The sequence below is a fragment of the Sporosarcina jiandibaonis genome (genome assembly GCF_013184495.1).
Classification (GTDB): Bacteria; Bacillota; Bacilli; order Bacillales_A; family Planococcaceae; genus Sporosarcina; species Sporosarcina jiandibaonis.
The window spans coordinates 260,769-275,213 of sequence record NZ_JAAOIY010000002.1 but is presented as its reverse complement, the minus strand read 5'-3'; the positions used below and the strand labels follow the sequence as shown (position 1 = coordinate 275,213).

The following is a 14,445-nucleotide window of genomic DNA, read 5'->3' as shown; positions in this document are numbered from 1 at the left end:
TCTAAGAGCTTACTCGGCTGCAGCTTTTTCGTCTGCATCTTCTAGTGTTTCATGATTCATCTCAATCTGGCGATAACGTTGCATTCCGGTTCCTGCTGGTACAAGTTTACCGATAATGACGTTTTCTTTCAGACCGAGTAATTCATCCATTTTACCTCTAATTGCTGCATCAGTCAGGACACGTGTTGTTTCCTGGAACGACGCGGCTGATAAGAAGGATTCTGTTTCAAGTGACGCTTTTGTAATACCGAGAATAACTGGACGGCAAGTTGCTGGAGCTTTTCCGAGTTCGAACATTTTGTTATTCGCTTCTGCAAATTGATGAATATCGACTAGAGATCCTGGAAGTAGATCCGTGTTCCCTGCCTCGATAATATTCACTTTACGAAGCATTTGGCGAACCATTACTTCGACGTGCTTATCACCGATTTCAACACCTTGCATGCGGTATACTTTTTGAACTTCTTTCAACAGATATTCTTGAACTGTAGCAACGTCTTTGACAACGATGAGTTCTTTCGGATCGATTGAACCTTCTGTTAGCGGTTGGCCGCGTTCAATTACATCGCCGACTCTAACCGTGAAGCGCGCGTTGTAAGGTCCAAGGTATTTACGTGTTTCCACGCTGCCTTCGACTGTAACTTCATGCTGGCCTTCGCGAATTTCATCGATCTCCGTAACTGTTCCGTTGATTTCCGAGATAACTGCTTTACCTTTCGGATTACGCGCCTCGAAAATTTCTTGAATACGCGGAAGACCTTGTGTGATATCGTCTCCAGCAACTCCACCTGTATGGAACGTACGCATTGTAAGCTGTGTACCCGGTTCTCCGATTGATTGCGCAGCGATAATTCCAACTGCTTCACCAACTTCGACTTGTTCACCTGTTGCCAAGTTAATCCCGTAACACTTCTTACATACGCCGTGCTTCGTATCGCATGTAAATGCTGAACGAATGGAGACTTTTTCAATCCCTAATTCCGTTATAATACGGGCAGTGTCTTCAGTGATTAACTCATTTCTGCCAAGTATCACTTCGCCAGTTTCAGGGTGATAAATTGTTTTCTTCGTGTAACGGCCGAAAATACGCTCATCGAGTCTTTCGATGACTTCTGCGCCTTCCATAAGTGCGCCGATTTCCAATCCACGATCCGTGCCGCATTCATCTTCTCGGACAATGACGTCTTGTGCAACGTCAACGAGTCGACGAGTCAGGTAACCCGAGTCAGCCGTCTTAAGCGCCGTATCTGCAAGTCCTTTACGGGCACCGTGCGTAGAAATAAAGTACTCAAGAACAGTAAGACCTTCACGGAATGATGACTTGATCGGAAGTTCGATAATACGTCCAGCCGGGTTTGCCATCAATCCTCGCATTCCTGCAAGTTGCGTAAAGTTAGAAACGTTACCACGAGCACCTGAATCACTCATCATAAAGATCGGGTTCAGATTATCCAAGGATTCCATAAGTTTAACTTGAATGTCATCCCTAGCAGCACTCCAGTAAGCAATAACGCGGTCGTAACGTTCCTCATCCGTGATCAGACCACGACGGAACTGTTTCAACACGTTGTCTACTTTACTTTGTGTTTCAGCAAGAAGTTCATCTTTATTTGGAAGAACGATAATATCGGACATTCCGATTGTTATTCCAGCACGAGTTGAATATTTAAAGCCAAGATCCTTCATCCGGTCAAGCATTTTAGAAGTCTCTGTAATGTGGAAACGTTTGAAGATCTCCGCAATGATATTACCGAGAATATTCTTTTTGAACGGTCCGACGAGTTCAGTGTTTTCGAAATGCTCTTTCACATTTTCAGTTCCTGAAATGAAGTACTTGTCTGGCGTCTTGATTTGCAAGTTGAAATCCGTCGGTTCATTAATATAAGGAAATGACTCCGGCAAGATTTCGTTGAAGATAACTTTACCAACAGTTGTTAGTAAGAGCTTTCCATTGTTTTCTTCAGTAAATGTTGGATTTTTCAGCGAACCTGCTTGAACAGCTATACGCGTATGAAGATGAACATAACCGTTTGTATAAGCGATCATCACTTCATCCGTATCGCGGAAAACTTGGCCTTCGCCTGTTGCTCCCTTACGCTCCAACGTCAAGTAATAGTTTCCTAAAACCATATCCTGGGAAGGGGTAACAACCGGTTTTCCATCTTTCGGGTTCAAAATGTTTTGCGCTGAAAGCATCAGAAGACGCGCTTCTGCTTGTGCTTCAGCAGATAAAGGTACGTGAACCGCCATTTGGTCACCATCAAAGTCCGCGTTGTATGCAGTACATACAAGCGGGTGAAGTGTAATCGCACGGCCTTCTACTAGTACCGGTTCGAACGCTTGAATTCCCAGTCGGTGAAGAGTAGGTGCTCGGTTCAAGAGCACTGGGTGTTCTTTAATAACATCTTCGAGAACGTCCCAAACTTCCGAATGGAGTCGTTCGATTTTACGTTTAGCACTTTTAATATTATGGGCAAGTCCCCGTTCAACGAGTTCTTTCATAACGAAAGGTTTAAACAATTCGATGGCCATTTCTTTCGGCAAACCGCATTGATACATTTTCAAGTTCGGACCAACAACGATTACAGAACGACCTGAGTAGTCAACACGTTTACCTAGCAAGTTTTGACGGAATCGACCTTGTTTTCCTTTCAACATATGAGAAAGAGATTTCAATGGGCGGTTTCCTGGTCCAGTAACTGGTCGACCGCGACGACCGTTGTCAACGAGTGCGTCAACTGCTTCTTGAAGCATGCGCTTTTCGTTTTGAACGATAATTCCCGGTGCACCAAGATCAAGAAGTCTTTTCAGACGGTTATTCCGGTTAATAACCCGACGATACAAGTCATTCAAGTCGGAAGTCGCGAATCGACCGCCGTCTAGTTGAACCATTGGGCGCAATTCAGGTGGAATGACAGGTAGAACTTCAAGAACCATCCACTCTGGTCTATTGCCGGAGTTACGGAATGATTCAACAACATCCAGACGTCTAATTGCACGTGTACGGCGTTGTCCTTGAACAGTTTTCAGTTCTTCTTTTAATGTTTCTGTTTCTTGATCTAAATCGATTGCTCTAAGGAGACGTTCAATTGCTTCCGCACCCATTAGCGCTTCGAATTTATTACCGTATTTTTGTCGATATGCACGGTATTCTCTTTCAGAAAGCAATTGCTTTCTTTCGAGTGGCGTATCTGCTGGTTCAACAACGACATAGGAAGCGAAATAAATGATCTCTTCCAATGCACGCGGTGTCATATCAAGAATAAGACCCATACGACTCGGAATTCCTTTGAAGTACCATATATGCGTGACTTGAGCCGCAAGTTCAATGTGGCCCATACGTTCACGACGCACTTTTTGACGTGTTACTTCTACTCCGCAGCGATCACAAACGACGCCTTTGTAACGAACGCGTTTATATTTTCCACAGTGACATTCCCAATCTTTCGTAGGACCAAAAATACGTTCACAAAACAGACCTTCTTTTTCCGGTCTCAATGTACGGTAGTTAATTGTTTCTGGCTTTTTGACCTCACCATAGGACCACGAACGGATTTTATCCGATGAAGCGAGGCCTATTTTCATATACTCAAAGTTGTTTACATCTACCAAGGAGCCTACCTCCCTTAAGTGTTATCGCTGGCAATTGGTTTTGGGGGAAAAGTGATTTTCTTTTCCAGGATTATTAACAAGGTTAATTGGTTATCGAAAGTATAGGGGAAACGGCAGCTTCCCCTATTCTTCTTTTATAATTATTGCTCTGCCTTCATAAGATTCAAAGCATCAGTTGGTTGCGTGTCATCATCTTCATCTAAGTTGCGAAGTTCTATTTCTTCGTACTCTGATGAAAGCATCTTGACGTCTAACCCCAAACTTTGAAGTTCTTTGATGAGTACTTTGAACGATTCAGGGATTCCCGGTTGCGGGACGCTTTCCCCTTTAACAATCGCTTCGTACGTTTTCACACGTCCGACGACGTCATCGGATTTCACAGTTAGAATTTCTTGCAACGTATAAGCTGCACCATAAGCTTCAAGCGCCCAAACTTCCATCTCTCCGAAACGCTGTCCGCCGAACTGCGCTTTACCACCAAGCGGTTGTTGCGTAACGAGTGAGTAAGGACCTGTTGAACGAGCATGCAATTTATCGTCAACCATATGATCAAGTTTGATCAAATACATAACTCCGACGGATACGCGGTTATCAAAAGGTTCACCTGAGCGTCCATCATAGAGAATTGTTTTACCATCTCGGTCCATTCCAGCTTCTTCCATCGTCAACCAAACATCTTCTTCGTTTGCGCCGTCAAATACTGGAGAAGCCATGTGAATACCAAGCTTTCTAGATGCCATGCCTAAATGCATTTCGAGCACTTGCCCGATGTTCATTCGGGAAGGAACACCTAGTGGATTTAGCATTACATCAATCGGCGTGCCATCTGGTAAGAACGGCATATCTGCTTCGGGTAAAATACGTGAAATGACACCTTTGTTACCGTGTCTTCCAGCCATTTTATCTCCAACAGAGATTTTACGCTTTTGAACGATGTACGCACGAACTAGTTGGTTAACTCCCGGTGGAAGTTCATCTCCGTCTTCACGATTGAACACTTTCACGTCGAGAACAATCCCGCCCGCTCCGTGTGGCACGCGAAGTGAAGTATCTCGCACTTCTCGCGCTTTCTCACCGAAAATCGCATGTAGAAGGCGTTCTTCAGCCGTTAATTCAGTGACACCTTTTGGCGTTACTTTTCCGACTAGAATGTCGCCGTCGCGAACTTCTGCACCAATACGGATGATTCCGCGGTCGTCGAGATGACGAAGCGCTTCTTCACCGACGTTTGGAATGTCGCGTGTGATTTCTTCCGGTCCAAGTTTCGTATCTCGCGCTTCTGATTCGTATTCTTCGATATGAACTGAAGTATAGTCGTCATCTTTCACGAGACGCTCACTCATGATGATCGCATCTTCATAGTTGAATCCGTCCCACGTCATGAATGCAGTAAGAACGTTACGTCCAAGTGCGAGTTCTCCTTTTTCCATTGACGGACCGTCTGCAAGAATATCATTTGGTTCAACTCGATCTCCGACGCTGACAATCGGGCGCTGGTTATAACAAGTCCCTTGGTTGGAACGAATAAAGTTGTCCAAACGGAAAATTGTCAAGTCGCCTTGAACTTCTTTTCCATCGATTGTTTCAATACGACGTACTCGGATTTCTTTCGCTTCGACATGTTCCACAATTCCAGTATGCGTTGCCAGAACTGCAGCTCCTGAGTCACGTGCAGATACGTGTTCCATGCCTGTTCCTACAACCGGTGATTGAGGATTGAGAAGCGGAACCGCTTGACGTTGCATGTTTGCTCCCATAAGCGCACGGTTCGAGTCATCATTCTCAAGAAACGGAATACATGCTGTAGCCGCTGAAACGACTTGCTTAGGCGAAACGTCCATATAATCGATTTGTTCACGTTTGAATACTGTGTTATCTCCTTGGAAACGTCCGACAACCTCTTCGTTGACGAATGAGCCGTCCTCGTTTAGAGGCGCGTTCGCTTGAGCAACTACGAAGTTATCTTCCACATCAGCAGTTAAATAATCAATTTGAGCTGTTACGCGACCCGTATCAGGATCGACTTTTCTATATGGAGTCTCAATGAAACCGAATTTATTCACTTTAGCAAATGTTGATAATGAGTTTATCAATCCGATATTCGGACCTTCCGGTGTTTCAATCGGACACATGCGTCCGTAGTGAGAGTAATGCACGTCACGTACTTCCATTCCAGCACGTTCACGCGTCAACCCGCCGGGTCCAAGTGCAGACAGACGACGTTTATGCGTCAACTCTGCCAATGGATTTGTTTGGTCCATGAACTGTGAAAGTTGCGAGCTTCCAAAAAATTCTTTGATAGATGCGATAACTGGACGAATGTTAATCAATTGTTGTGGCACAATAGACGACGTATCGTTAATTGACATTCGTTCTTTTACAACACGCTCCATACGGGAAAGACCGATTCGGAATTGGTTTTGTAAAAGTTCGCCTACCGAGCGAAGACGTCGGTTACCAAGATGATCGATATCGTCTGTATTTCCGACACCGTGCAATAAGTTAAAGAAATAACTAACTGACGCAAGAATATCAGCAGGCGTCACATTTTTAATGGCATCGTCGACATAAGCGTTCGAAATGACATTAATCGCTTGTGGTTCATCACCATTTGGATTCGGCGCATACACTTTAATAGATTGGATTACAGTTGGTTCATCCAGAACACCTTCCGCATGCGTGATTTCACGGAAACCTATTCCTTTTTCTAAATGAGGCAGTAATGTGTTGAGGGTACGGCGATCGATAACCGTGCCTTCTTCTAGAAGGATTTCGCCCGTTTCAGGGTCAACAAGCGTTTCCGCTACTGTTTGGCCGAATAGACGGTTTTGAATATCAAGTTTTTTGTTCATTTTATATCGACCCACATCTGCTAGGTCATATCTTTTCGGATCAAAAAATCTTGAGTACAACAGACTTCTTGCACTATCGAGCGTTGGCGGCTCGCCTGGACGAAGTCTTTCATATATTTCAAGTAATGCTTTTTCTGTAGTTTCGGTATTATCTCTTTCGAGCGTGTTACGCAAATACTCGTTATCGCCAATTAGATCGATGATTTCTTCATCGGTCGAAAAACCTAGCGCGCGTACGAGCACTGAAATTGGAAGCTTTCGCGTCCGATCAATTCTAACGTGGACAACGTCTCTAGCATCGATTTCATACTCGAGCCAAGCACCCCGGTTCGGAATTACAGTCGCTCCGAAACCGCGTTTCCCGTTCTTGTCGATCTTTGCGTTATAGTAAACGCTTGGTGAACGGACAAGCTGAGAAACAATAACTCTTTCCGCACCGTTAATAATGAATGTACCGTTTTCTGTCATGAGTGGAAAATCACCCATGAAGACGTCCTGTTCCTTCACTTCTTCAGTTTCCTTGTTGTGCAGGCGGACCTTGACTCGAAGCGGCGCTGCGTAAGTCACATCACGCTCTTTCGATTCATCAACAGGGTATTTCGGATCCTCAAGATGATAATCGACAAATTCTAATTGAAGATTTCCTGTGAAATCTTCGATTGGAGAGATATCACGGAACATTTCCCGTAAACCTTCCTCCAAGAACCACTCGTAAGATGCCGTCTGAATTTCGATTAGGTTTGGCAAATCTAAAACTTCACTAATCCGCGCGAAACTTCTGCGCTGACGGTGTTGACCATATTGAACTAGATGACCTGTCAACTCATTCACCCCTCATATACAATAATAATTCTTTTCAAATACAGAAAAACGGTGTACGATATAAAAAAACTAAAAAGAAAATGAGATCTACTGCGAGCTCATTTTCGATTTGACAATTTTCTATCCATCATAAGTATGCCAAATAATGTTAACTTTCATGCAAAAGGGCACACGATTGCATTATATTAATTTATCCATCTTTTAACGCTACCATATAAATAACACTGCGTCAAACTTTAATCGCCTTAATAATATGATAGCCTTTTTTCTTCATGATAATCTCCGCATTGCCAAAAAGTTTTTCAAGATGTTGAATCGTGGAAGGCGCGCCTTGTTTTTTCTGAATGACAACCCACAATTCCCCGCCAACTTTCAACTTCGAAAATGCACCATCGTAAAAACTAAAAACGGTACTTTTCCCCGCACGTATCGGCGGATTCGTCAGTATCGCGGCAAATCCTGTAGCCGTGACGTCATTAAGCGCATCGCTAGAATAGATTTCAACATTTGAAATGCCATTATTCTCCGCGTTTTTAGCACTTAATGCTAACGCGCGTTCATTCACATCGACCATATGGATTTTTCGTTCTGGAAATGAAGAAGCGATCGATAACCCAATGGGCCCGTATCCGCAACCCGCATCGAGCACGTCGCCTTCAATCTCTGGTATCACAAATGATTCCACAAGAAGCTTTGAACCGAAATCCACATCTCCTTTACTGAAAACACCTGCATCCGTGAGAAAACGAAATGATTTTTGTCGCAAAGCGGCAACTAATTCTTTCGGCTGACTCTTCACTGTTGGATCTTTTGAATAATAATGTTCAGACATTAAGATTCTCCTTTTATTGAAGTAAAGAAACGTCCGTTTCTTCAAAACAAAAGCGCAGAGCGAAGCCCTGAAGTTTTATGTAAACACTCTTGTTTTAAATAAGTTACCCATAATCCACCTACTCCATAATTCAACAGAGTATAAAATAACGAAGAAAAGCCCGTCTTCGCTGACGAGCTTTTCTTCACTATTCATAAGAATTACTTAAGTTCTACAGATGCGCCTACTTCTTCAAGTTTAGTTTTTAGCTCTTCTGCTTCTTCTTTAGCAACGCCTTCTTTAACCGGACCTGGTGCTCCGTCTACAACTGCTTTAGCTTCTTTCAAGCCAAGGCCTGTAATTTCACGAACTGCTTTGATAACTTGGATTTTTTTGTCTCCAGCAGATGTAAGAATTACGTCGAATTCTGATTGCTCTTCTTCAGCAGCTCCGCCAGCAGCTCCGCCAGCAACAGCAACAGGTGCTGCAGCAGTTACGCCAAATTCTTCTTCAATTGCTTTTACAAGGTCGTTTAGTTCAAGAACTGTCATTTCTTTAACAGCATCTAAGATTTGTTCAATAGTCATTAATAGTTCCTCCTAATGGTTTTTTATTGTCAAGCTAACCGCAACGGGCCCAGCTTGCATTTTTTTGTTCAGGCAGCTTGATTAAGCTCCTTCTTTTCCTTCTTTGTCGTCTGCAACAGCTTTCGTAATTGCAGCGAAGTTGCGCATTGGCGCTTGTAGAACGCTGAGTAGCATAGAAAGTAAACCTTCGCGTGATGGAAGTTCAGCTAACGCTTTCACTTCTTCTGCAGATGCAAGCGCACCTTCAATCACACCAGCTTTAATTTCGAGCTCTTTGTTCTTTTTCGCAAAATCGTTAAGGATTTTTGCAGGTGCAACAACATCTTCATCTGAAAACGCGATCGCGTTCGGTCCTGTCAGGTGTTCGTTCAACCCTTCAAGTCCTGCTGCTTCAGCCGCACGGCGAGTCATTGAGTTTTTATAAACTTTGAAATCGATTCCTTGGTCACGTAGCGTTTTACGAAGTTCCGTAACTTGACTAACATTTAGACCGCGGTAGTCAACTACAACAACTGTAGATGCTGACTTTAGCTTGTCTTCAATTTCAGTAACAACTGCTTTTTTCGCTTCTAATACTTTGCTCATCTGGACACCTCCTAAATAAATTTCTTACTCATACCATAATAAAAAGCCCTCTGTCTACATAGCAGACACGAGGGCAGAAAAAGTCGTCTTCTTTATTTAAGAAAGAGCGTCTTGTCCTCGGCAGGATTATTAAGCGGCAAGCCGCTCCTACTGTCTACGGTACAAATAATATATAATTAACAACGTCGATTATCTTATCACAAGATAATCCAGTCTGTCAACATTTATTTTTGAACTTTAACACTTGTTGTATCAATTTTCACAGCAGGGCCCATTGTAGTCGTTACGTTAACGGACTTCATGTATGTGCCTTTTGCAGCTGCAGGCTTCGCTTTTTCAATCGTATCAAAAACTGTCAAGAAGTTTTCTACTAGTTTTTCATTGTCGAATGATACTTTTCCGATTGGCGCGTGGATGATTCCAGCTTTGTCCGCACGGTATTCAACTTTACCAGCTTTGATTTCTTCAACCGCTTTTGCAACGTCGAATGTAACAGTTCCTGTTCTCGGGTTCGGCATAAGCCCTTTAGGTCCGAGTACGCGACCGATCTTACCAACTTCACCCATCATGTCAGGAGTCGCAACGATAACGTCGAAATCGAACCATCCTTGTTGGATTTTGTTGATGTACTCTACATCGCCAGCATAGTCTGCACCAGCAGCTTCTGCTTCTTTAAGTTTTTCGCCTTTCGCGAAAACAAGTACTCTTTGAGTTTTACCAGTACCGTTCGGCAGTACAACTGCTCCACGAACTTGCTCATCATTTTTCTTTGTGTTGATTCCTAGACGGAATGCAACTTCAACTGTCGCGTCGAAGTTTGCTGTGCTCGTTTTTTTCGCAAGATCAATTGCTTCTTGCACATTATATAACTTATTGCTATCGACAAGCTTCAATGCTTCAGCGAACTTTTTACCTCTTTTTGCCATTTGAAATTTCCTCCTTGTTGTGGTGTTAACGGATTGAACCTCCCACGAATAAAGGTTGCGAGTTCCGAGGAACTACCGCAACCTCTTTACTACAATGCAACTCTATATCAGTCTTCGATAGTGATTCCCATACTGCGCGCAGTACCTTCAACCATCGCCATTGCCGATTCAACTGATGCAGCGTTCAAATCTGGCATCTTTTGTTCTGCAATTTCGCGAACTTTATCGCGTTTTACAGTTGCTACCTTCGTTTTGTTCGGTTCACCTGAACCTTTTTGAAGATTAGCTGCAACCTTTAGCAATACTGCCGCAGGTGGAGTTTTAGTAATGAATGTAAATGAACGGTCTTCGAACACAGTGATTTCAACAGGAATAATTAGACCCGCTTGATCTGCTGTACGAGCGTTGAACTCTTTACAGAAGCCCATGATGTTCACACCTGCTTGACCTAGCGCTGGTCCAACTGGTGGAGCCGGGTTCGCTTTACCTGCAGGAATTTGTAGTTTTACAATTGTAGAAACTTTTTTAGCCACGTGATATACCTCCTTAAGTCCGTGATGTGGTAATCGGGTTGCCCCTCCCACTCAATATGTGCCTGCCGACTTGTGTCGGTAGAATCAGTAAAATAAATCAATCTGCCGATTGACAGCCTGACCTTTGAAATGATACCACTTTTTCGTTACTAGTGCAAGTGGCATTCATATTATATTTTTTTAACTTGGACGAAATCCAGTTCCATCTTCGTTTCTCGGCCGAACATATCTACAGCTACCTTAACTTTTCGCTTGTCTTGATCGATTTCTTCGACTTTTCCTTGGAAATCAGCAAACGGGCCTTCAAGGACTTGAACGAGTTCGCCAAGTGAAATATCCATTTGAGCCACACTTTCTTTTACGCCCATTTGTTTCAGGATAAAGTCTACCTCTTCCTCAAGAAGCGGAGTCGGTTTTGCGCCGCCGCCTGATGAACCTATAAAACCTGTTACGCCAGGAGTATTTCGAACGACGTACCATGAATCATCTGTCATAATAATCTCCACTAGAACATAGCCAGGGAAAGTTTTCTTCATGACTGTGCGTTTTTTGCCATCTTTAAAATCTGTTTCTTCTTCTTCTGGGACGATAACTCGGAAAATCTTATCCTGCATGCCCATCGTTTCAACGCGGGCCTCCAGGTTAGCTTTTACTTTATTCTCATAACCAGAATACGTATGAACGACATACCAATTCTTTTCCATTTCCATAAGTGCTAGGACTATTCGTCCATCCCTCCTTTTTCCATACAAATTAAAAAAACCCGTTATGTTCGCAGACGGGCTATTTTTCAGGAATTATTTATTCTACTTTATTATAACGTAAAGTTCCACACTATTAAAAGTTAATGTACCATTCCATCAAACTTGATATCCCTAAATCCGTAAGCGCGAAAAAGACCGCCATAAATACGACCGTCACAAGAACGACAATCGTGTACTTAGTAAGCTGCTGTCTCTTTGGCCAACTCACTTTTCTCATTTCTGAGACTACGTCTTTAAGAAAACCGGTAATCTTCCCCATTTGTATCGTGCCCCTTCGAATACAGATATATTGCTTCCCAATTTAGGTAGCTTTTATGCAGTTTGCCTATGCACAGTATGCGAATTACAGTGTTTACAAAACTTCTTTAACGTCAAACGCTCCGACGGATTATTATTGCGTGCAGGAACCGAATAATTGCGCGATCCACATGCATCGCAGCTCAATATTATTTTTTTAGCCATTTTATCACCCTCGGACCTTTAGTCTTGCTAAAGAGTATCACCTTGCATGTCCTCTGTCAACAACTCTCGTAATAAATTCCTATCTTACAGCATCAAATTGCATGTATCGTTCGAGTTTTCGTTTAATTCGTTGCAATGCGTTGTCAACTGACTTTACTTGCCGATTCAACTCGAAAGAAATTTCTTGGTAAGACTGGCCATCCAAGTATAGAGCTAGCACTTGTTTTTCGAGTGCGCTTAGTACTTTGTTCATTTCTTTTTCCATATGACTATAATCCTCTTGATTGATGATTAAGTCTTCAGGGTCGTCATGGACTGAACCCGATAACATATCGAGCAACGTGCGGTCGGATTCTTCCGAGAAGACAGGCTTGTCCAATGAAATCGATGAGTTAAGCGGAATATGTTTTTGACGTGTTGCAGTTTTGATCGCGGTAATGATTTGCCTTGTAATGCACAGCTCGGCAAAACCTTTAAACGAACTTAACCGATCCGGCTTGAAGTCGCGTATCGCCTTATACAATCCAATCATGCCTTCTTGGATAATATCTTCGCGGTCTCCGCCAGTTAAAAAGTAGGAGCGCCCTTTCAAACTAACAAATGAACGATACTTTGTAATCAGATAATCAAGCGCATCCGGATTGCCCTTATGAATAATAATAATGATTTCTTCATCGGACAACGCAGTGAAGTCTAAAACTCTATCATCGATGTATGTTTTTTCCACTATAGGATCACTCCGGTTCATCGTTGCTATAAACCTAGTATACCGTATGGAAAATTTTGTCGTCAACTGTTTATTTCATTCCGCGTCTCCATTTTTCAAATATTTCTTTAATTTCGTCAGTTAAATCGATCTTCGACACGGGTCGCTGTTCTTCAAAGTTTTTCACGCTTTTCGATATTAAGTTAGTAATCTCTCTCATTTCAATTTCGAGTTCACGCGCTGATTTCCGCAACGCACCTTGCGCAAAGATAATCCATTGCTCAGTGAAATCAGATGTGGCGACGTGAATTTGGACACGTCGGCCACTAAGTTCGGAAACAAGTTTCTCAATTCGCTCGTCGGCTGTTTCGTTTTCCCTTGTGAATAAAACTTCGACATCATGTCTTCGTTTCTTTTTCTCGATTCCAGGCATCATGTACGCATCAAAAACGACAATGACCCGCCACCCCATATAGGCCTTGTACTCGGCCATCCGTTCGATAAGTAAATCTCGTGCATCTGCCAACTGGTGTTTTTTCAGTTTTTGCAGTTCCCCCCATGCACCGATAATATTATAGCCATCGACAAGAAGAACATTTTGCTTTTCCATTGTTACTATTCGGCAGGTTGGCGCTTTCGCAACACTTCATACATGAGGAGAGAAGCTGCAACAGAAGCATTTAGCGATGTAACATGTCCACGCATAGGAAGGTTGTATAGGAAATCGCACTTTTCTTTTAGAATGCGCGACATGCCCTTACCTTCACTCCCGATAATCACAGCAAGGGGAAGGGTTGCATCCATTTTTCTGTAATCAGCAGAACCTTTTGCATCCGTTCCCGCAATCCAGACGCCGCGCTTCTTCAATTCATCGACAGTTTGCGACAAATTATTCACGCGTACGACAGGAACATGTTCGATTGCACCCGTTGATGCCTTTGCCACAACTGCCGTCAACCCAACAGAACGCCTTCTTGGAATGATGACCCCGTGAACCCCCGCTGCATCAGCTGTGCGCAATATAGAGCCTAAATTATGCGGATCTTCAAGTTCATCTAAAATGAAAAACAAAGGGTCTTCCCCGCGGTCAGCTGCAACTTCAAAGAGATCATCAAGTTCCGCGTAACGATAGGCCGCCACAGACGCAATAATTCCTTGATGATTCACATCCAACATGCTATCTAGTTTTTGCTTTGGAACTGATTGGACGATCACTTTCGCTTCTCTTGCAAGCGACAAAATTTCGCCGATGCTTTTTTTGTTTAATCCTTCGGCAATCCATATTTTATTTAATTCCCGACCTGAACGAAGCGCTTCGACTATCGGGTTTTTACCACCGAGCATTTCGGATTCAATTTCAGTCATAACGTTTCACCCTCCTTGGCATTCTCAATGATTCGAATGGATTCGACTATAAATTCTTCGGTTCTTTCGGTCCTGCCGAGCAGATATAAAAAGCCGAGAATCGCTTCGAAACCCGAGCTGTTTTTATAAGTGCCGACATCTGTATTTTTCGGAATCGAGCCCGACTTCGCATTGCGGCCGCGTCTCATGACGGCCGCTTCCTCTTCTGTTAAATAATCCGAAGCCAACATCTCTTGCAAAATAGCTGCTTGCGATTTCGCGGATACATATTTTGTCGCTTCTCGGTGCAAAACATTCGGTTTAACACGGCCCGAACGCAGTAAGTGTTCTCGGACCGCTTGCTCGTAAACCGCGTCGCCCATATACGCCAATGCGAGAGCGTTCAATTGTTTTACATCCATATCTCTTAATACGTACATA

At 43.2% G+C, this 14,445-nt stretch carries 14 protein-coding genes and 1 other annotated feature; all 14 genes read right to left on the bottom strand.

Translation table 11 applies throughout. The features are described 5' to 3' along the window. Window positions 1-9 precede the first annotated feature (9 nt). The 14 genes from rpoC to G8782_RS08445 all read right to left on the bottom strand — a co-directional run bounded on the left by rpoC (window position 10) and on the right by G8782_RS08445 (window position 14,444). Window positions 10-3,612 (bottom strand): DNA-directed RNA polymerase subunit beta', encoded by a 3,603-nt coding sequence (gene rpoC, locus G8782_RS08510; protein WP_172370519.1) that lies wholly within the window; start codon window positions 3,610-3,612, stop codon window positions 10-12. A 140-nt stretch (window positions 3,613-3,752) separates the two neighbouring features. Next, on the bottom strand, window positions 3,753-7,295 hold the full coding sequence (gene rpoB / locus G8782_RS08505) for a DNA-directed RNA polymerase subunit beta (protein ID WP_172370518.1): 3,543 nt from the start codon (window positions 7,293-7,295) through the stop codon (window positions 3,753-3,755). A 220-nt stretch (window positions 7,296-7,515) separates the two neighbouring features. Further along, window positions 7,516-8,118 carry a class I SAM-dependent methyltransferase gene (locus tag G8782_RS08500; protein ID WP_172370517.1) on the bottom strand — a complete coding sequence of 201 codons (603 nt, stop codon included), beginning with the start codon at window positions 8,116-8,118 and terminating at the stop codon, window positions 7,516-7,518. A gap of 200 nt (window positions 8,119-8,318) precedes the next feature. After that, window positions 8,319-8,684, bottom strand: a complete 366-nt coding sequence (rplL, locus tag G8782_RS08495) for a 50S ribosomal protein L7/L12 (RefSeq protein ID WP_172370516.1) — start codon at window positions 8,682-8,684, stop codon at window positions 8,319-8,321. Between the two features lie 81 nt (window positions 8,685-8,765). Beyond that, a complete protein-coding gene (rplJ, locus tag G8782_RS08490) occupies window positions 8,766-9,269 on the bottom strand; it encodes a 50S ribosomal protein L10 (RefSeq protein WP_172370515.1) in 504 nt (167 codons plus the stop codon). A 30-nt stretch (window positions 9,270-9,299) separates the two neighbouring features. Then, window positions 9,300-9,447, bottom strand: a sequence feature (ribosomal protein L10 leader region). 46 nt (window positions 9,448-9,493) lie between these two features. Further along, complete coding sequence (gene rplA, locus G8782_RS08485; protein ID WP_172370514.1) at window positions 9,494-10,195, bottom strand: 50S ribosomal protein L1; 702 nt, start codon at window positions 10,193-10,195, stop codon at window positions 9,494-9,496. A gap of 107 nt (window positions 10,196-10,302) precedes the next feature. After that, window positions 10,303-10,728 (bottom strand): 50S ribosomal protein L11, encoded by a 426-nt coding sequence (gene rplK, locus G8782_RS08480; protein WP_172370513.1) that lies wholly within the window; start codon window positions 10,726-10,728, stop codon window positions 10,303-10,305. Between the two features lie 170 nt (window positions 10,729-10,898). Then, on the bottom strand, window positions 10,899-11,432 hold the full coding sequence (nusG, locus tag G8782_RS08475; RefSeq protein ID WP_172370754.1) for a transcription termination/antitermination protein NusG: 534 nt from the start codon (window positions 11,430-11,432) through the stop codon (window positions 10,899-10,901). Window positions 11,433-11,565: 133 nt separating this feature from the next. Next, window positions 11,566-11,751, bottom strand: a complete 186-nt coding sequence (gene secE, locus G8782_RS08470; RefSeq protein ID WP_172370512.1) for a preprotein translocase subunit SecE — start codon at window positions 11,749-11,751, stop codon at window positions 11,566-11,568. Window positions 11,752-11,804: 53 nt separating this feature from the next. Beyond that, entirely contained in the window at window positions 11,805-11,954 is a 150-nt protein-coding gene (gene rpmG, locus G8782_RS08465; protein ID WP_172370511.1) for a 50S ribosomal protein L33, read from the bottom strand. Window positions 11,955-12,033: 79 nt separating this feature from the next. Continuing rightward, entirely contained in the window at window positions 12,034-12,702 is a 669-nt protein-coding gene (gene sigH / locus G8782_RS08460; protein ID WP_172370510.1) for an RNA polymerase sporulation sigma factor SigH, read from the bottom strand. Window positions 12,703-12,751: 49 nt separating this feature from the next. Then, the gene (locus G8782_RS08455) at window positions 12,752-13,270 is read right to left on the bottom strand and encodes an NYN domain-containing protein (protein ID WP_172370509.1); all 519 of its coding nucleotides are present in this window, start codon (window positions 13,268-13,270) and stop codon (window positions 12,752-12,754) included. 5 nt (window positions 13,271-13,275) lie between these two features. Beyond that, entirely contained in the window at window positions 13,276-14,025 is a 750-nt protein-coding gene (gene rlmB, locus G8782_RS08450) for a 23S rRNA (guanosine(2251)-2'-O)-methyltransferase RlmB (protein WP_172370508.1), read from the bottom strand. Beyond that, window positions 14,022-14,444: a Mini-ribonuclease 3 gene (locus G8782_RS08445; RefSeq protein WP_172370507.1), complete on the bottom strand. Its 423-nt coding sequence runs from the start codon at window positions 14,442-14,444 to the stop codon at window positions 14,022-14,024. The genes rlmB and G8782_RS08445 overlap by 4 nt, the downstream gene beginning before the upstream one ends. Window position 14,445 lies beyond the last annotated feature (1 nt).